Annotated in this window: 18 protein-coding genes and 1 pseudogene; 15 read left to right on the top strand and 4 right to left on the bottom strand. The window is 67.0% G+C overall.

The window, feature by feature from the left end; translation table 11 throughout:
- The 15 genes and pseudogenes from KO490_RS16505 to recN all read left to right on the top strand — a co-directional run.
- Nucleotides 1–285: pseudogene (locus KO490_RS16505) on the top strand (hypothetical protein); the annotation flags it as partial.
- Between the two features lie 143 nt (nt 286–428).
- Nucleotides 429–1,172: a cytochrome c biogenesis CcdA family protein gene (locus KO490_RS15330; protein WP_216020296.1), complete on the top strand. Its 744-nt coding sequence runs from the start codon at nt 429–431 to the stop codon at nt 1,170–1,172.
- Nucleotides 1,173–1,306: 134 nt separating this feature from the next.
- On the top strand, nt 1,307–2,470 hold the full coding sequence (gene ftsW / locus KO490_RS15335; RefSeq protein WP_216020297.1) for a putative lipid II flippase FtsW: 1,164 nt from the start codon (nt 1,307–1,309) through the stop codon (nt 2,468–2,470).
- A 1-nt stretch (nt 2,471) separates the two neighbouring features.
- Nucleotides 2,472–3,557: a UDP-N-acetylglucosamine--N-acetylmuramyl-(pentapeptide) pyrophosphoryl-undecaprenol N-acetylglucosamine transferase gene (locus KO490_RS15340; RefSeq protein WP_216020298.1), complete on the top strand. Its 1,086-nt coding sequence runs from the start codon at nt 2,472–2,474 to the stop codon at nt 3,555–3,557.
- Nucleotides 3,554–4,975 carry a UDP-N-acetylmuramate--L-alanine ligase gene (murC, locus tag KO490_RS15345; protein ID WP_216020299.1) on the top strand — a complete coding sequence of 474 codons (1,422 nt, stop codon included), beginning with the start codon at nt 3,554–3,556 and terminating at the stop codon, nt 4,973–4,975. The genes KO490_RS15340 and murC overlap by 4 nt, the downstream gene beginning before the upstream one ends.
- Nucleotides 4,972–5,250 (top strand): DUF2484 family protein, encoded by a 279-nt coding sequence (locus KO490_RS15350; protein ID WP_216020300.1) that lies wholly within the window; start codon nt 4,972–4,974, stop codon nt 5,248–5,250. The genes murC and KO490_RS15350 overlap by 4 nt, the downstream gene beginning before the upstream one ends.
- Nucleotides 5,251–5,258: 8 nt before the next feature.
- Nucleotides 5,259–5,603: a hypothetical protein gene (locus KO490_RS15355; RefSeq protein WP_216020301.1), complete on the top strand. Its 345-nt coding sequence runs from the start codon at nt 5,259–5,261 to the stop codon at nt 5,601–5,603.
- Nucleotides 5,604–5,652: 49 nt separating this feature from the next.
- Nucleotides 5,653–6,588, top strand: a complete 936-nt coding sequence (gene murB, locus KO490_RS15360; RefSeq protein WP_216020302.1) for a UDP-N-acetylmuramate dehydrogenase — start codon at nt 5,653–5,655, stop codon at nt 6,586–6,588.
- Nucleotides 6,589–6,793: 205 nt separating this feature from the next.
- Nucleotides 6,794–7,684 (top strand): D-alanine--D-alanine ligase, encoded by an 891-nt coding sequence (locus KO490_RS15365; RefSeq protein WP_252727240.1) that lies wholly within the window; start codon nt 6,794–6,796, stop codon nt 7,682–7,684.
- Nucleotides 7,672–8,613 carry a cell division protein FtsQ/DivIB gene (locus tag KO490_RS15370; protein WP_303463004.1) on the top strand — a complete coding sequence of 314 codons (942 nt, stop codon included), beginning with the start codon at nt 7,672–7,674 and terminating at the stop codon, nt 8,611–8,613. Before KO490_RS15365 ends, KO490_RS15370 begins: the two co-directional genes overlap by 13 nt.
- 21 nt (nt 8,614–8,634) lie before the next feature.
- Entirely contained in the window at nt 8,635–9,969 is a 1,335-nt protein-coding gene (ftsA, locus tag KO490_RS15375) for a cell division protein FtsA (protein ID WP_216020304.1), read from the top strand.
- 223 nt (nt 9,970–10,192) lie between these two features.
- Nucleotides 10,193–11,788 (top strand): cell division protein FtsZ, encoded by a 1,596-nt coding sequence (ftsZ, locus tag KO490_RS15380; protein ID WP_216020305.1) that lies wholly within the window; start codon nt 10,193–10,195, stop codon nt 11,786–11,788.
- Nucleotides 11,789–12,038: 250 nt separating this feature from the next.
- On the top strand, nt 12,039–12,983 hold the full coding sequence (lpxC, locus tag KO490_RS15385; protein WP_216020306.1) for a UDP-3-O-acyl-N-acetylglucosamine deacetylase: 945 nt from the start codon (nt 12,039–12,041) through the stop codon (nt 12,981–12,983).
- Between the two features lie 172 nt (nt 12,984–13,155).
- Nucleotides 13,156–14,004, top strand: a complete 849-nt coding sequence (locus KO490_RS15390) for an outer membrane protein assembly factor BamD (RefSeq protein ID WP_216020307.1) — start codon at nt 13,156–13,158, stop codon at nt 14,002–14,004.
- A gap of 34 nt (nt 14,005–14,038) precedes the next feature.
- The gene (gene recN, locus KO490_RS15395) at nt 14,039–15,685 is read left to right on the top strand and encodes a DNA repair protein RecN (protein WP_216020308.1); all 1,647 of its coding nucleotides are present in this window, start codon (nt 14,039–14,041) and stop codon (nt 15,683–15,685) included.
- Here the strand turns inward: recN and KO490_RS15400 are convergent.
- From KO490_RS15400 to KO490_RS15415, 4 genes are all read right to left on the bottom strand, one after another.
- Nucleotides 15,682–15,990 carry a hypothetical protein gene (locus tag KO490_RS15400; RefSeq protein ID WP_216020309.1) on the bottom strand — a complete coding sequence of 103 codons (309 nt, stop codon included), beginning with the start codon at nt 15,988–15,990 and terminating at the stop codon, nt 15,682–15,684. The genes recN and KO490_RS15400 overlap by 4 nt on opposite strands.
- A gap of 86 nt (nt 15,991–16,076) precedes the next feature.
- Nucleotides 16,077–16,382, bottom strand: a complete 306-nt coding sequence (locus tag KO490_RS15405; protein ID WP_216020310.1) for a hypothetical protein — start codon at nt 16,380–16,382, stop codon at nt 16,077–16,079.
- Nucleotides 16,383–16,484: 102 nt separating this feature from the next.
- Entirely contained in the window at nt 16,485–17,354 is an 870-nt protein-coding gene (gene mmsB / locus KO490_RS15410; protein ID WP_216020311.1) for a 3-hydroxyisobutyrate dehydrogenase, read from the bottom strand.
- On the bottom strand, nt 17,351–18,355 hold the full coding sequence (locus KO490_RS15415) for an enoyl-CoA hydratase/isomerase family protein (protein ID WP_216020312.1): 1,005 nt from the start codon (nt 18,353–18,355) through the stop codon (nt 17,351–17,353). The genes mmsB and KO490_RS15415 overlap by 4 nt, the downstream gene beginning before the upstream one ends.
- Nucleotides 18,356–18,357 lie beyond the last annotated feature (2 nt).

Consider the following 18,357-nt stretch of genomic DNA (forward strand, 5'->3'; position numbering starts at 1 on the left):
CCCGCCGATGCGGCGCCCGCGCCCGCCGTGACCGAGGTTGCGGCCCCTGCGGCCATCGCCGCCGAGGTGCTGCCTTCCGATGCGATGACCACGGAAGACGGAGAGCTGGCCGTGCAGGAAAAGGCCGCGCCCGAGGCATCGGAAGCCGATGTGCCAGAGGTCGAAGCACCGCAGGCCGAAGCACCGAAATCCGTGCCCGCCAAGCCCGAAACGCCTGCAGCTGCGAACCAGCCCGAGGCTGCGGTCGAGGCCAAGCCGCGCCGTCGCGGCTGGTGGGCCCGGTAAGGCGGCAGGGGCCGAAAATCGATACGGAAGGGGGCGCGGGGAAACCTGCGCCCCCTTCTTCATGGTCGGGATGCCGTTTCATCCCACGAAGCCGTGACAGGGTGACGGCTATCTTTCCCCGACCGGGCCGCTAAGTTGCGGACATGCTTGGAATCGAACTCGCCACCGCCGCCTTCATCCCCGCAGCCTTCGTCGCGCTTCTGGCCGGTGTGCTGTCCTTCCTGTCGCCCTGCGTGCTGCCGATTGTGCCGCCCTATCTGGCCTACATGACCGGGGTGGGGGTGAACGGCCTGAAGACGCGGGAACGCAGCGCGGTGCTGCCGGCGCTGTTTTTCGTGCTGGGACTGTCCACCGTGTTCCTGGTGATGGGCTTTGCAGCTTCGGCCTTCGGGCGGGCATTCCTGTCCTATCAGGACTGGCTGGCGCGCGGTGCGGGCGTGATGGTGATCATCATGGGCCTGCATTTCCTGCATGTGATCCGCATCCCGCTGCTGGATCAGGAGGCCCGGATGCAGACGGGCGCAGGGCAGGGCGGCGCGCTCGGGGCCTATGTGCTGGGTCTTGCCTTCGCATTCGGCTGGACCCCCTGCATCGGGCCGCAGCTGGGGATGATCCTGTCCCTTGCCGCATCCGGCGGAGAACTGTCGCGCGGCACCGCCCTTCTGGCGATCTACGCGCTTGGGCTGGGGATTCCCTTCCTGCTGGCCGCCATCTTCATCAACCGCGCCATCGGCCTGATGAATCGCATCAAGCCCTGGCTGAAGGTGATCGAGCGGGTGATGGGCGCGCTGCTGATCGTCGTCGGCATCATGCTGCTGACGGGGGCGCTGTCGGCGATCAGCTTCTGGCTGCTCGAGACCTTCCCCGGCCTTGCCATGCTGGGCTGAGGACCAGTTTCGAAAAAATGCGGCGCATCCTTCATTTTTTCAATCGACTGTAGCGGCGGGGGCACAATCGCGCTATCATCTGCGGCAGACCCGGATCAACCGGGCAGGACAGAGGCAGTGACGGCGGTATTCCCATGACCGAGATGGTCTTTGGCGCCACGCCCGCGCGGGCGGGCGATCCCATTCTTCCACGCTGGTGGCGGACGCTCGACAAGTGGGCCCTGGCCTGCGTGATCGGGCTGTTCGCGATGGGCCTTCTTCTGGGCCTGGCGGCATCCGTGCCCCTGGCGGAAAAGAACAATCTTCCGCGTTTCTACTATGTTCAGCGCCAGATGATCTTCGGCGGGTTGGCGGTCGTGGTGATGCTGGTCATATCCATGATGTCGCCGCGCCAGATCCGCAGGATCGGGGTGCTGGGCTTCGCGGTGTCCTTCCTGCTGATCGTGGCGTTGCCCTTCATTGGCACCGATTTCGGCAAGGGTGCCACGCGCTGGCTGTCGCTCGGGTTCGTGTCGATCCAGCCGTCCGAATTCCTCAAGCCCGGCTTCGTCGCCATCTGCGCCTGGTTCATGGCCGCCAGCCAGGATGTCGGCGGCCCGCCGGGCAAGCTCTACAGTTTCGGGACGCTTGTCGCGGTGGTGCTGTTCCTGGCATCGCAGCCCGATTTCGGGCAGGCCTCGCTGGTGCTGTTTTCCTGGCTGGTGATGTATTTCGTGGCGGGGGCACCGATGATCCTGCTGCTGAGCGTTGCGGGCATGGCCATGATGGGCGGGGTCTTCGCCTATGGCGCGTCCGAACATTTCGCGCGCCGCATCAACGGCTTCCTGCAGCCCGATGTCGATCCCCGCACGCAGATCGGATACGCGACGAATGCCATCCAGGAGGGTGGGTTCTTCGGCGTCGGCGTGGGCGAGGGGTCGGTGAAATGGTCGCTGCCCGATGCGCATACCGACTTCATCATCGCCGTCGCGGCCGAGGAATACGGCTTCATCATGGTGATGGCGATCATCACGCTCTATACCATCATCGTCACGCGTTCGCTGCTGCGGATGATCAAGGAACGCGACCCCTTCGCGCGGATCGCGGGAACGGGCCTGGCCTGCGCCTTTGGCGTGCAGGCGCTGATCAACATGGGCGTGGCCGTGCGCCTGCTGCCCGCCAAGGGCATGACGCTGCCCTTCGTCAGCTATGGCGGTTCATCGGTCATCGCATCGGGGATCGCGATGGGCATGCTGCTGGCGCTGACGCGCACCCGTCCGCAGGGCGAATTCGCCGAAATCCTCCGTCGGAGGCACTGAGATGACAGGCAAGCTCGCACTCATCGCTGCCGGGGGGACCGGCGGCCACATGTTTCCCGCGCAGTCGCTGGCCGAACTGATGCTGGCCGAGGGCTGGCGCGTGAAGCTGTCGACCGACACGCGCGGCGCCCGCTATGCCGGCAATTTCCCCGAAGCGGTCGAGCGGCAGGTCGTCAGTTCGGCCACCACCGCACGCGGCGGGGCCATGGGCAAGCTGTCCGCGCCCTTCCGCATCCTGTCGGGCGTCATGGCCGCGCGGCGCGGGTTCCGCGCCGACCGGCCCGACGTGGTCGTGGGGTTTGGCGGCTATCCCACCATCCCGGCCATGTCGGCGGCGCTGACCATGGGCGTGCCCCGCATGATCCATGAACAGAACGGCATCATGGGCCGCGTGAACCGCATCTTCGCGGGCCGCGTCCAGCGCGTGGCCTGCGGGACATGGCCCACGGATCTGCCCGATGGCGTCGCGGGCGAACATGTCGGCAACCCGGTGCGCGAATCGGTCCTGGATCATGCGGCGGCACCTTATGCCGCGCCGGGGCAGGGGGCGCTGAACCTTCTGGTGATCGGCGGCAGCCAAGGCGCACGCGTCCTGTCGGATGTGGTCCCCGCAGCCGTGGCGGCGTTGCCCGAAGATATCCGCCATCGCCTGAACGTCAGCCACCAGGCGCGGGCCGAGGATGCCGAGCGGGTGGCAGCCGCCTATGATCGGGCGGGCATCCGCGCCGAGGTGCAGCCCTTCTTCGCGGATGTTCCCGAACGGATCGCGGCGGCGCAGCTGGTCGTCAGCAGATCGGGCGCATCGTCATTGGCCGACATCACGGTCATCGGACGACCCTCGATCCTGATCCCCTTCGCCGCGGCGGCGGGGGATCACCAGACGGCCAATGCGCAATCCCTTGCCGAGGCCGGGGCCGCGCTGATCCACCCCGAGTCGGTGCTTGACGCCGAAGGCCTCACGCGCGACATCCGCGCGATCCTTACCGACCCTGCGCAGGCACAGGCCATGGCCGATGCCGCGCTGTCCCTGGCCCGGCCCGACGCGGCACGGCGCCTCTACGACCTCGTGACGGAGATTCTGCGATGAACGCGGCGACAAAACTGCCCGGAGAACTGGGCCCGATCCATTTCGTGGGCATTGGCGGCATCGGCATGTCGGGCATCGCCGAAGTGCTGCTGACCTTGGGCTATCGCGTGCAGGGCAGCGATCTGAAGCGGTCGAAGATCACCGACAGGCTGGAGACGTTGGGCGCGACCGTGTTCGAGGGCCAGCGCGCGGAAAACGTCGAGGGTGCGGGCGTCATCGTCATCTCGACCGCGATCAAGAAGGGCAACCCCGAGCTTGAGGAGGCGCGCCGTCGCGGCCTGCCCATCGTCCGCCGCGCCGAGATGCTGGCCGAGCTGATGCGCATGAAGTCGAACATCGCCATCGCGGGCACCCATGGCAAGACGACGACCACGACCATGGTCGCCACGCTGCTGGATGCGGGCGGCGTCGATCCCACCGTCATCAATGGCGGCGTGATCCACGCCTATGGATCTAACGCGCGGGCAGGGGCCGGCGAATGGATGGTGGTCGAGGCCGACGAGAGCGATGGCAGCTTCAACCGCCTGCCCGCCGATATCGCCATCGTCACCAATATCGACCCCGAGCATATGGAGCATTGGGGCAGCTTCGACGCGCTGCGGCAGGGCTTCTACAATTTCGCATCGGGCATTCCCTTCTACGGTCTGGCCGTCTGCTGCACCGACCACCCCGAGGTGCAGGCCCTTGTCGGGCGCCTGACCGACCGGCGCGTGGTGACCTTCGGCTTCAACGCGCAGGCCGATGTGCGCGCGCTGAACCTGACCTATGAGAACGGCATCGCGCATTTCGACATCGCGCTGCAGGGCGAGGCGACGGGCGACGACATCCCCCTGATCGAGGGCTGCACCCTGCCGATGCCGGGCGATCACAACGTGTCGAACTGCCTGGCGGCCGTCGCCGTGGCGCGGCATCTGGGGATCAAGAAATCCGAGATCCGCGACGCGCTGGCCAAGTTCGGCGGTGTCGGGCGCCGCTTCACCCGCGTGGGCGAGGTCGATGGCGTGACCATCATTGACGATTACGGCCATCACCCGGTCGAGATCGCGGCGGTGCTGAAGGCCGCCCGTCAGGCGACCAAGGGGCGCGTGATCGCGGTCCATCAGCCGCACCGCTTCTCGCGGCTGTCCAGCCTGTTCGACGATTTCTGCACCTGCTTCAACGAGGCCGATGTCGTGGCCATCGGCGATGTCTATGCCGCCGGAGAGGACCCGATCCCCGGTGCGGGCCGCGACGATCTGGTGGCGGGGCTGATCGCCCACGGCCATCGCCATGCGCGCGCCATCCTGTCCGAGGATGACCTGGAACGGCTGGTCCGCGAACAGGCCCGTCCGGGCGACATGGTCGTCTGCCTGGGTGCGGGGACCATCTCGGCCTGGGCGAACGCGCTTCCGGGCAGGCTGCAAGGCAAGGCCGCGTGACGCTGGTCCAACATCTCTCGGCGCCGGGACTGGCGCTGATGGCGGCGGGGCTGTTCCTTGCCGTCGCGATCGCGCTGCCCTGGACCGAGGGGCGGATGCGCCGTCGCCTGTCCTGGCTGGTCGTGCTGGGCGGCGTTCCGGCGCTTGGCTGGCTGACGCTTCTCTGGGGGCCGGGGCTGGGGGTCGCGGGTTTCGCGGTGGGGGCGCTTGCGCTTTGCGCCTGTCCGCGGTCCGGCGGCCATCCGCCCGCCATGCCGCCGGGCGCAAGCCAGTGACCATCGAGATGCCCTGGATCATCGCGGCATGCTGCCTGCTGGGCGCGGGCTTCATCGCCTGGGGCTCGGCCCGGCTGCGCATGATCTGGCCGCTGCTGATCCTGTCGCTGCTGCTGGCAGCCATCGCGCTGCAACTGCGCCTGGCCGCGCAGGGGCGGGACGGATTTCACGACCTGGCCGCGGTGACCGCGCAGGCCTTCACCCTGTCCCCTGCGCTTCTGGGTGTGGCGACAGGCCTGGGGCTGGCCTTCGCCTTTCGGCACCGCCTGCGCTGGCGCAGCCGTGCCGGTGGGCTGACCTTGCTGGCGCTCTTGACGGCAACTGTGTCCGCGGCGACCACCTTCATCCTGTAACCCCGGGCGCGCTGTTGACGGCTGCGCCCCCCGTGGCTACCAGACCTGCATGAGCACCGACATTCCGACCCCCCGCGGCAGCCTCATTGCCAACCGTTCGCTGGACAGCCTGACCTGGCTGCGCGTGGGCGGCCCTGCCGAATGGCTGTTCCAACCCGCGGACGAGGATGACCTGGCCGAGTTTCTGGCCGCACTCGATCCTGCCGTTCCGGTCTTCGCGATGGGCGTCGGCAGCAACCTGATCGTGCGCGATGGTGGGATCCGGGGCGTGGTGGTCCGCTTGGGTCGCGCCTTCAACGGGGTCGAGGTGGATGGCGATGTCCTGACGGTCGGCGCGGCATCGCTGGATGCGCAGGTCGCACGGCGGGCGGCCGATGCGGGGCTGGATCTGACCTTCCTGCGCACGATCCCCGGCAGCATCGGGGGCGCGGTTCGCATGAACGCGGGCTGCTATGGCACCTATATGGCCGATCACCTGATCGAGGGGCGGGTCGTGACGCGCGAGGGTCGCAAGATCACGCTGAGTGCGGGCGATCTGAACTTCGGCTATCGCCATTCCGACCTGCCCGAGGGCAGCGTCATCACCAGCGTCACGATGCGCGCGCCCAAGGGTGACCCGGATGCGCTGCATGCCCGCATGGCCGAGCAGCTGGACCGGCGCGATGCGACCCAGCCCACCAAGGAGCGCAGCGCCGGTTCGACCTTCCGCAATCCCGCCGGATACAGCTCGACCGGGCAGGCCGACGACACGCACGAACTGAAGGCATGGGCGCTGATCGATCAGGCGGGTCTGCGGGGACACAGCTGGGGCGGCGCGCAGATGTCGCAGAAGCACCCGAACTTCCTAATCAATACCGGCGGCGCGACGGCGGCGGATCTCGAGGCGCTTGGCGAACTGGTCCGCAGGCGCGTGCTGGAGGAGAGCGGCCACGAGCTGCAATGGGAGGTCGTTCGCATCGGCGAACCCACCCCCGAGGAAGATTAAGATCGGGTTAACCGGCGAAACCTCGCAACATTCTATTTGACAACGGAAAATTGCGCTTTTGCGCGGGCGGCTTTGGCTGTATCCTTGCGCATGCACGGGGGCGAAGCATCCCGGCACCTTCTTCATGAACCCCGGCCAAAACGGGGATGAAAGGCAAAACGTGACGGGCAGGTCGAGCAGGACAGCCCCCACAGTGGCCGTTCTGATGGGCGGACCTTCGGCCGAGCGCGAGGTCTCGTTGTCGTCGGGCCGCGAATGCGCGGCTGCACTGCGGGTGGCAGGATATGAAGTCATCGAGATCGCGTTGGGCGATTCGCGCGGCGACGAGCTTGTCCGCCGCCTGACCGAGGTCGCCCCCGACGTCGTCTTCAACGCACTGCATGGCCGTTGGGGCGAGGATGGCTGCGTCCAGGGCGTTCTGGAATGGATGGGGCTGCCCTATACGCATTCGGGCGTGCTGGCATCCGCGCTGGCGATGGACAAGACGCGCGCCAAGGCCACCTTCCGCGCCGCCGGTCTGCCTGTCGTCGAAAGCGTGATCGCCGATGCGGACGACGTTCGCGCCCGTCACGTCATCGCGCCGCCCTATGTCGTGAAGCCGAATGACGAGGGAAGCTCGGTCGGGGTCTATATCGTGCATGACGGCGCGAACGAACCCCCGCAGCTGTCGTCCGACATGCCGGCCCGCGTGATGGTCGAGACCTATGCCCCGGGCCGCGAACTGACGACCACGGTCATGGGCGACCGCGCCCTGGACGTGACCGAGATCCAGGTCGACGGCTGGTACGACTACGCCGCGAAATATACCGTCGGCGGATCGCGCCACGTGATCCCCGCCGAGATTCCCGCCGAGATCCGCGAGGCCTGCCTGCAGATGGCGCTGCGTGCGCATCAGGCGCTTGGTTGTCGCGGGCTGTCGCGCACCGATTTCCGGTGGGACGAGGCGCGGGGCGTGGACGGGCTCATCATCCTCGAGGTGAATACCCAGCCCGGCATGACGCCGACATCGCTTGCGCCCGAACAGGCCGCGCATCAGGGGATCGATTTCCCCGCGCTGATGCGCTGGATGGTGGAGGATGCGCTGTGCCGGTCGTGATCGATCACCGCCCCGGAAAGCAGCAGACCCATGATACGTCGCGCCCGCGACGCGACCCCGCACCGTCACGCCTGAAATACCGTCTGCAGCGCATGTGGCTGCGCCCGCTGTGGCGTCGGATTGCACGGATCGGGCTGCCGGCCTTTCTGGCAGCCCTGATCGGCGGTCTGTGGCTGGCGGACGAGACGCGGCGGACCGCGTTGACCGACAACATCGCCCGTGCCGTGGACAGCGTTCAGAACCGCGACGAATTCCAAGTGCGCGAGATGCAGGTCGAAGGCGCGTCCCCGGTGGTCGCGCGCGCGCTCAAGGCGATGTTGCCGGTCGATCTGCCGGCCTCCAGCTTCGATATCGATCTGGCCGCGCTGCGCCTGCAGGTGATGCAGCTGGACGCCGTGGACACGATCGACCTGCGCGTGAAGCCGGGCGGCATCCTGTCGGCCGTGGTGACCGAACGCCAGCCCGCGCTGCTGTGGCGGCACGCCCGCGGAATCGAGATGCTGGACGATGGCGGGCACCGCGTCGCGGGCGTCACCTCGCGGGAGGTGCGCCCCGATCTGCCGCTGGTTTCGGGCGACGGGGCCGAACAGGCCACCGCCGAGGCGCTGCAGCTGTTCGATGCGGCGGGTCCGATCCTGCCGCGCGTCCGTGGCCTTGTCCGGGTGGGGGAACGCCGTTGGGATCTGGTGCTGGACCATGATCAGCGGATCATGCTGCCCGCGCAGGGCGCGCTTGTCGCGCTCGAGGCCGCGATCGCCATGCACCGGTCCGAGGATCTGCTGAGCCGCGACATCACGGTCGTCGATCTGCGCGATCCGAAGCGGCCCGTGCTGCGGCTGGGAATCGATGCGCGAAACACGATCAGGACCGCCCGTGGTCAGCCCCCCCTGGGGCCCGACGGGCGCATCCTGCAAGACAACGAAAGCTGAGGCGAGGGGAGGGGTCGGATCATGGCGGAACTGTACCAGACACAGCGGGCGATGCGGAACATGCGCCGCGCCGCGCTTCAGCGGGGCGTCATCGGCATCCTGGATATCGGCACGTCGAAAATCGCCTGCCTGGTGCTGCGCTTCGACGGCACCGGCACCTTCCGCGAAACGGACGGCGTCGGTCCCATGGCGGGGCAGGTGAATTTCCGCGTCATCGGCGCGGCCTCGACCCGTTCGCGCGGCATGCGCCGCGGCGAGATCGAGACCATGGCCGAGACCGAGCGCGCGATCCGCACCGTCGTCGCCGCCGCGCAGAAGCTGGCGGGCGTGCGGATCGACCATGTCATCGCCTGCCTGTCGGGCGGGCGTCCGGCCTCTTACGGTCTGGCGGGCGAGACGCCGCTGGCCCAGGGCAAGGTGGACGATCACGACGTGGCCAAGGTGCTGGCCGCCTGCGACGTTCCCGATTTCGGGCGCGGCCGAGAGGTTCTGCATGCGCAGCCCGTGAACTTTGCCGTGGACAACCGTTCGGGCCTGGCCGATCCGCGCGAACACCTGGGCAACAAGCTGTTCTGCGACATGCATGTGCTGACCGTGGACGGCGATGTCATCGGCAACCTGGTCCACTGCATCCGCCGCTGCGACCTGGAACTGGCGGGGATCGCCTCGGCCCCCTATGCCTCGGCCCGCGCCAGCCTTGTCGAGGATGAGCAGGAGCTGGGCGCGGCCTGCATCGATTTCGGCGGTGGCGGGACCGGCGTGTCGATCTTCGTGCGCAAGCACATGATCTTCTCGGACCACGTGCCGATCGGCGGCAACCTGATCACGCAGGACATCGCGCAGGGGCTGCGGGTCAGCCTGCCCGTGGCGGAACGGCTCAAGACGCTCAGCGGCGGGGTCGAGGCGACGGGACGCGACGATCGCGACATGATCGACATCGGCGGCGACACGGGCGACTGGGAGGCCGACCGCCGTCAGGTCAGCCGTGCCGATGTCATCGCGATCATGCGCCCGAGGGTCGAGGAGATCCTGGAAGGCGTGCGCGAGATCCTGGACGCGGCAGGCTTCGACTACATGCCCAGCCAGCAGATGGTGCTGACGGGCGGCGGCAGCCAGATCCCCGGGCTGGACGGGCTGGCATCGCGCATCCTGGGGCCGAACATCCGCTGCGGGCGGCCCCTGCGGATCGACGGGCTGTCCCATCAGCTGACCGATCCCAGCTTCTCCTCGGCCGTCGGGCTGGCGCTGTTCGCGGCCCATCCGCAGGACGAATGGTGGGATTTCGAGACCCCCGCCGACGCCTATCCGGCACGCAGTTTCAAGCGCGCATATCGCTGGTTCAAGAGCAACTGGTAAGCGCGAAAACCATTCGTTAGCGATTGGTGCAGGGCTCTGCACCATATCCTGCGCCTTTGGCAAGATACCGCTTGTTTTGCGGGCTTTCATCGCCAGATTTTGCGGAGCTTCCGGCTTTTTGGGATGACGCAGCGTGGCAGAATCGCTACGATCAAGAATAATTCACGGGATTCGAGCGGGCAGCCCGCGCCCGAATGCGAAGCAGCAAAAAACAGGCGGAACCATGAACCTCAATCTGATGATGAACGACGAAGAAGAGTTGAAGCCCCGCATCACCGTCTTCGGCGTCGGCGGCGCGGGTGGCAACGCCGTCAACAACATGATCGAGAAGATGCTGGAAGGCGTCGAGTTCGTGGTTGCCAACACCGATGCGCAGGCGCTGCAGCAGAACAGCGCCACCAGCCGCATCCAGATGGGTCCGAAGGTCACTGAGGGCCTGGGCGCGGGCGCGAAGCCCACCATCGGTGCCAAGGCCGCCGAGGAGACGATCGAGGATATCGTCGATCACCTGATGGGCGCGCATATGTGCTTCATCACCGCGGGCATGGGCGGCGGCACCGGCACCGGCGCGGCCCCGATCATCGCGCAGGCCGCGCGCGAGATGGGCATTCTGACCGTCGGCGTCGTGACCAAGCCCTTCCAGTTCGAGGGCACCAAGCGGATGCGCCAGGCCGAAGAGGGCGTCGAGGCGCTCCAGAAGGTCGTGGACACGCTGATCATCATTCCGAACCAGAACCTGTTCCGCCTTGCGAACGAGAAGACCACCTTCACCGAGGCCTTCGCGATGGCCGACGACGTGCTCTATCAGGGCGTGAAGGGCGTGACCGACCTGATGGTCCGTCCGGGTCTCATCAACCTCGACTTTGCCGACGTTCGTGCGGTCATGGACGAGATGGGCAAGGCCATGATGGGCACCGGCGAGGCTGCGGGCGACAACCGCGCGCAGGAAGCCGCCGAGCGCGCGATCGCCAACCCGCTGCTGGACGAGATCAGCCTGAACGGCGCCAAGGGCGTGCTGATCAACATCACCGGCGGTTACGACATGACCCTGTTCGAGCTGGACGAGGCCGCGAACGTCATCCGCGACAAGGTGGACAGCGACGCCAACATCATCGTCGGTTCGACCCTGGACCCGGACATGGACGGCACCATCCGCGTTTCGGTCGTGGCGACCGGCATCGACGCGGATTCCGCACCGGCCGAAATGCCGACCCCGCGTCGCGGCATGGCCGCGCCCCTGACGCAGAACCCCTCGATCGCGGATGCCCCGGTCGTCGAGGATCGCGCGACCGTCCGCAGCCAGCAGGCAGCCGCATCGCAGCCCGCGCCCGCCGCGCAGACCCCGACGCCCGCACCCCAGCAGGCCACCGCGCGGACCGAAGACGACATGCCGAAGCCGGCCTATCAGCCGAAGGAAGCGCCGCGCCAGAACTCGGTTCGGATCGACGACGACGCCTCGGCCTTCGTTGCACCCCGTGCGCCCCAGGCCCGTGCCGGTCAGCCCGCCCCCGAGGTGATGGACCGCCTGCGCCGCGCCGTGGACAACCGCAGCCAGCAGAATGCCGCCGCCCAGGCGCAGCCTCAGCAGCCCGATCCCCGTGCGCAGAACCGCATGAGCGGCCTTGGCCGCATGCTGGAACGGATGGCCGGTCACGGAGAGCAGTCCAAGCCCGCCGCATCCTCAATCGCCGAACGTGTGAACGAGCGTGTGGCCGTCCGTGCGCGCCAGCAGGAAAGCGATTTCGACGATCTGGCAAGCCCTGACAACAGCGGCGACAATGTCGAAATCCCGGCGTTCCTTCGTCGTCAGGCGAACTGACGCGTTCACGAATAACAGCATCATGTTTCGAAGAAGGGCCGCAGAACGCGGCCCTTTTTCCGTTGTATTGCAAGCGGCTAGGCCAATCCCCCTTGGGGACGCAGGGCGCAGGCCTTTGAATGTTTCACCCCGTCACAAAACGTTAATTGAACCTCCATGCCCCGGGGCATAGCTGAAACCCTGCAAGAGGGCGCATGCGTTGTCTTGCTGAATGATGACGAACTGGAAGCATAGCGAAGACGGGCAGACCATGCAGACGACGCTGAAAGACAAAGTGGCATTCGACGGTGTGGGCCTTCACTCGGGCGCACCCGCACGCCTCGAGATTCATCCCGCCCCCGCAGGGCATGGGATCGTCTTCCAGCGCGTGGATCTGGATCCCGTGGTCGAGATTGCGGCCATGTGGAACAACGTCACGCTCTCGCCGCTTTGCACGCTGATGGACAATGGCCGGGGCGTGACCCTGTCCACCGTCGAACATGTCATGGCGGCGCTGGCCGGAACGGGCGTGAACAATGCCGTCGTCACCGTCGACGGCCCCGAGGTTCCGATCCTCGACGGATCTGCCGCGCCTTTCGTCGCCGAGATCCTTGCCGTCGGTCTGCGTCAGCAGAACGCCAAGCTGCGCGCGATCCGTGTCCTGCGCCCGGTCGAGGTTCGCCATGGCGATGCCTTTGCCCGCCTGACGCCGGCCGATCACCTGGAGATCGACTTCCAGATCGATTTTGCCGATGCCGCCATCGGTCACCAGGAAAAGGTGCTGGACATGGCCAACGGCGCGTTTCTGCGCGAATTGGCCGACAGCCGCACCTTCTGCCGCGCCTCGGATATCGAGGTGATGCGCCAGAACGGACTGGCCCTGGGCGGGACCTACATGAACGCGGTCGTCGTCGATGGTGCGGACGTGCTGTCGCCGGGCGGTCTGCGCCACCGGGACGAGGCCGTGCGCCACAAGATGCTGGACGCGATGGGCGATCTGGCATTGGCGGGGGCGCCGCTTCTGGCCCGCTATACCGGGCACCGTGCGGGGCACGCGATGACGAACCGCCTGCTGCGCGCACTGTTCGCCGACCCCACCGCCTGGACTTGGGCCGAGGTGGATACCGACCTCGAGGCGCGTCTGCCTGGTGCGGGTGTCGCGGACTATGGCCAGCTGGCCGGGCTTGCGCATCCCATGCCCATCGCGGCGGAATGAGGAACGCGGCGCAGTGATTCTGCGCCGCCCCCATCGGGCCTTGCCGCCGACGTGAAAGGCCCGCCGAAATCAATACATTGCCATTTTGCGCCCCCTGTTGTTCTGTGCTAGGACGTCGCGGCGGCGTCGGCCCTTCGGGCCGGGGCGGAACAGAAGCTTGGGCAGGGTGAAGATGGCTGGCAGGAATATCTCGGCTTCGATGGTGGCTGCGGTGCTGGCCGGAATGGTTCTGACGGGTTGCGCGGCCAATCGTGAGGCTGCACTGCGCCAGAACCTCGACCAGTTCACCGCCGCCGAGATCTATCAGCGCGGGGAATACGAACTGGAGAACAGCGGCGATCCCGAGGATGCCGTCTACTACTTCTCCGAGATCGAGCGTCTCTATCCCTACAGCGAATGGGCGCGCCGGGCGCTGATCATGCAGGCCTATGGCAATCACAAGGCCCAGAACTACGAAGAGGCCCGCAGCGCGGCGCAACGGTTCCTCGACGTCTATCCGGGGGACGAGGAAGCGGCCTATGCGCAATATCTGCTGGCGCTGTCCTATTACGACCAGATCGACGATGTGGGCCGCGATCAGGGGCTGACCTTCCAGGCGTTGCAGGGGCTGCGCACGGTGATCGAGCAATATCCCGACAGCGAATATGCCCGCAGCGCGATCCTGAAATTCGACCTGGCCTTCGATCATCTTGCCGCGAAAGAGATGGAGATCGGTCGCTACTATCTCAAGCGCGGGCATTATTCGGCGGCGATCAGCCGTTTCCGCGTCGTGGTCGAGGAATTCCAGACGACGACCCAGACCCCCGAGGCGCTGCTGCGTCTGGTCGAGGCCTATCTGGCGCTTGGCCTGAACGACGAGGCCCAGACCGCGGGCGCGATCCTGGGTCACAACTTCCAGTCCTCGCCCTTCTACCAGGATGCGTATCGCCAGCTTCGCGGTCGTGGCCTGTCGCCCGAGGCGCGTGGCGACAGCTGGCTGGGCAATGTCTATCGTCAGACCATTCAGGGAAGATGGCTCTGATCCGATCCGGATCAGGCCGGTTCGGGGCGGGCCCATGCTGAGAACGCTCGACATTCGCGACATGCTGCTGATCGACCGGCTGGAGCTGAGCTTCGGGCCCGGACTGAACGTGCTGACCGGTGAAACCGGGGCGGGCAAGTCGATCCTGCTGGACTGCCTGGGCTTCGTGCTGGGCTGGCGGGGCAGGGCGGACCAGGTCCGCAAGGGTGCCGATCAGGGCGAGGTTCAGGCCGTGTTCGATCTGCCCCTCGGGCATCCCGCACGCGATGTGCTGGCAGAAGCCGGGATCGCGGTCGAGGATGACGAGCTGATCCTGCGCCGCGTCAACGCATCGGATGGGCGCAAGACCGGCTGGGTCAACGACCGCCGCGTCTCGGGCGAGGTGCTGCGCCGTCTGTCCGAAGTGCTGGTCGAGCTGTATGGCCAGCATGACGATCGGGGATTGCTGAACCCGCGCGGCCATCGCGGGCTGCTGGACGCCTTCGCCGACGTCGATACCCGCGCGGCCCGCACGGCATGGGCTGCGCGTCGCACCGCGCATGCGCAATTGGCCGAGGCCGAGGCCGCGCTGGAAGCTGCCCGCGCCGAGGAAGAGTTCCTTCGCCACGCGGTCGAGGAACTGGACAAGCTGGCGCCCGAACCCGGCGAAGAGGAACGGCTGGACGTCGCCCGTCGCAGCATGCAGGGCGCCGAACGCATCCGCGAGGATGTCGCCCGTGCGCTGCAGATGCTGGGCGGGGACGGTGCCGAAGGCGCGATGGTCGATGCGGCACGCTGGCTGGAAGGTGCCGCTGAACGCGCCGAGGGGCGATTGGACGAACCGCTTTCGGCGCTGTCGCGCGCCCTGATCGAACTGGGCGAGGCGACGCAGGGTGTCGAGAACGCGCTGAGCGCCATGGATTTCGACCCCCATTCGCTGGAGGCGACCGAAGAGCGCCTGTTCGCCCTGCGTGCACTTGCGCGCAAGCATGACGTGCTGGCCGACGATCTTGCCGCTCTGGCCGACGAACTGCGCGAACGGCTGACCCGGATCGACGCGGGCGAGAGCCGGATCGCCGATCTGCGCCGCATCGCGGCCGAGGCCGATGCGGCCTATGATCAGGCGGCCGATGCGTTGACGGATCTGCGCGTGAATGCGGCGGGGCAGCTGGATACGGCGGTCATGGCCGAACTGGCCCCGCTGAAGATGGAACGCGCGGTCTTCACCACATTGGTCACGGCGGGCGAACCCGGACCCGAGGGGCGTGATGCGGTGGCCTTCACGGTCGCGACGAACCCGGGCGCGCCGTCCGGCCCCCTGGACAAGATCGCCTCGGGCGGGGAACTGTCGCGCTTTCTGCTGGCGCTGAAGGTCTGTCTTGCACGCGGGAACGATGCGCTGGTCATGATCTTCGACGAGATCGACCGCGGCGTGGGCGGTGCGACCGCCGATGCCGTAGGGCGCAGGCTGCAGGTGCTGGCGCAGGACGCGCAGGTGCTTGTCATCACCCATTCGCCGCAGGTCGCGGCCTTGGGGCAGAACCATTTCCGCGTGGCCAAGGCCGTGGCCGACGGGATGACCACCTCAACCGTGACGGCGCTGGATCGCCCCGACCGGGTGGCCGAGATCGCGCGCATGTTGGCGGGCGACCGGGTGACGGGTGCCGCGACCGAGGCCGCGATCAGCCTGCTGGACGGTTAATCGATCACCGCCTCGACCATGCGCAGCCGGGACAGGATCTTTCCGGTATCGGCGTCCAGCCGGACCAGCTGATCCGACACCACGGCATAGACATTGCCAGCGGGCGGGTTCGAAAGCCCATAGAGCCCCGGTCGCGTCACGATATGGGTGACATCGGGCGGTGCGATATCACCGACCAGAAGAACGGTTTCCGACCGGGGCTGGGGCTGGATGCCAAGCGCATGGCCGAAGGTTGTCTGAATGGGGGCAAGGGTTGCGACTGCGATCACGACCCCCGCCGCAGCGATGAGGGTACGCGGCAGCATGGTTCCGAACCTTTCCTTTTGTCAGGTGACAGGCAACGGCGTCGCCCGCGCCGGGTTCCGTGCCATTGCCGCAAGGCAGCCATGCATTACCGGCGACCGGAAACGGGGGCCTTGGGCAGGGGGCGAAGGATCGAGATGATCTTGCCCGCGTCGTTCAGACGGACCAGGTGACCCATATGCACGGCATAGTGGCTGTTGCGTGGTGCAGTCGCCACTCCGTAGCGGCCAGGATCGGTGATGATCGTCAACTGGTCTGCCGAGGGCGTATCGCCGACATGCGGAAGCTGCGTCTGGGGGGTCGTCACCTGCGCAACCGCCGGGCGCGAGAAATGCCGCTGGCCGATGCCGACCGCCAGGATGGCGGCCAGCACCAGGACGACGACGATACGCATGTTTCGCGACATTAGGTGGAGCCCTTGGAACGATTCCTCTATCGGAAATCAACCATGCCTATGATTGAGGGTTCCTTAAGGCGGAAGACACAAGATGATGACCTAGCGGTTCCGCGCAACAAATCTGGGCAGCATTGCCGAAAAGTCACGGCCCAGCCCATCTTCGCGTTCGACGAAATCCTCGTACAGCTGTCGCGCAAGCTGGCCCATGGGCGTATCCGCCTGGGCCGATCCGGCCGCCATATGCGCAAGGTTCAGATCCTTCAGCATCAGTTCGGCTGCAAAACCTGGTCTGTAGTCGTTGTCCGCGGGCGATTTCGGACCGACGCCGGGTGCCGGGCAATAGGCGTTCATCGACCAGCTGTAGCCCGAACTGGTCGAGACCACGTCGAACATCTTCTGCCGGTCGAGGCCCAGCTTGTCGGCCAGGGCGAAGGCCTCGCAGGTGGCGATCATCGTGACGCCGAGGATCATGTTGTTGCAGATCTTGGCCGATTGCCCGGCGCCGGGATCGCCGCAATGCACGGCCTTCTGGCCCATGATGTCGAACAGGGGGCGGACCGCCTTGAAATCGGCATCGGATCCGCCGACCATGAAGGTCAGCGTGCCCCCCTGCGCCCCGCCGATCCCGCCCGAGACCGGCGCGTCCAGCGCGCCCAGTCCCGCCGCGGTCGCCTCGGATGCCACGGCGCGGGCGCTGTCCACATCCACGGTCGAGCAATCGCAGAGGATCGCGCCCTTGCGCATCGCGGGGATCACGCCCGCCGCGACGGAACGCAGGATCTGGCCGTTGGGCAGCATGGTGATCACGACATCCGCACCGGTCGCGGCCTCGGCCGCGCTGGCGGCGGCGGTCACGCCTTCGGGCATCGGCGCGGCGGTGTCGAAACCCGCGACCTCGTGGCCCGCGGCGGCCAGGTTCGTCGCCATCGGCGCGCCCATGTTCCCAAGGCCGATAAAGCCGATCTTCATTCCAGTTCCTCCCATTCCAATTCGTCGTCCAGCGGTGACAGCAATGCCGCGACCGCTGCAGATGTGGCCTCGGCCTGCCAGTCAGGCTGGCGATCCTTGTCGATGATCTGCGCCCGCACGCCCTCCAGAAAATCCGTGGCCTGCGTGGCGCGCGCGGTGAAGCGGAATTCGCGCGACAGCGATTGCTGCATCCGATCGTCGCCCCGCGCTGCACGCACCATCTCCAATCCCGCTGCCATGGACAGCGGAGAGTTGCGGTCCAGTGCCTTCAGGCTGTCGGCATCACCTTGGGCCTGCAGCCTTGCGCGGATCTGTTCCATGTCCTGCCCGCCGAATGCCGAAAGATCGCGCGTGGCCAGCGGCGCGTCTGGCGGGGTCGCGCCGCGGATCAGCGTCGCATCGCCCGTGCGTTCCAGCGTCGCGATCAGCTCAGGCCATTCACTCTCGGGCAGATAGCTGTCGGCGAAACGTGCATGGATCGCATCGCCCGGTCCCATCCGCGCGCCGGTCAGCGCAAGGTATTCCCCGATCCTTCCCGGCGCCCGTGCCAGCAGCCATGTGCCGCCCACATCGGGGATCAGGCCGATGCCGCTTTCGGGCATGGCGATGCGCGTCGTGTCGCCCACGATCCGGTGCCCGGCATGGCCGCCGACGCCGACGCCCCCGCCCATGACGAAGCCCTGCATGAAGGCCACGATGGGCTTGGGATAATCCGCGATGGCTGCGTTCATGCGGTATTCGTCGCGGAAGAAATCCGCGCCCACCGCATGATCGCCCGCCTTGCCGGCATGATAGACCGCGGCGATGTCGCCCCCCGCGCAGAAGGCGCGGTCGCCCTCGGCGTCAATGATGACCAGGTCCACATCCGCATCGTCGCGCCAGTCGTCCAGCGCGCGGTGGATCGCAAGCGCCATCTGGTGGCTCAGCGCGTTCAGGGCCTTGGGCCGCGTGAAGGTGATGCGGCCCGCGCGGCCGGATCTGCGGATGCTCAGATCGTTCACGT

The sequence above is a fragment of the Paracoccus sp. C2R09 genome (assembly GCF_018860625.1).
In the GTDB taxonomy this organism is placed as follows: Bacteria; Pseudomonadota; Alphaproteobacteria; order Rhodobacterales; family Rhodobacteraceae; genus Paracoccus.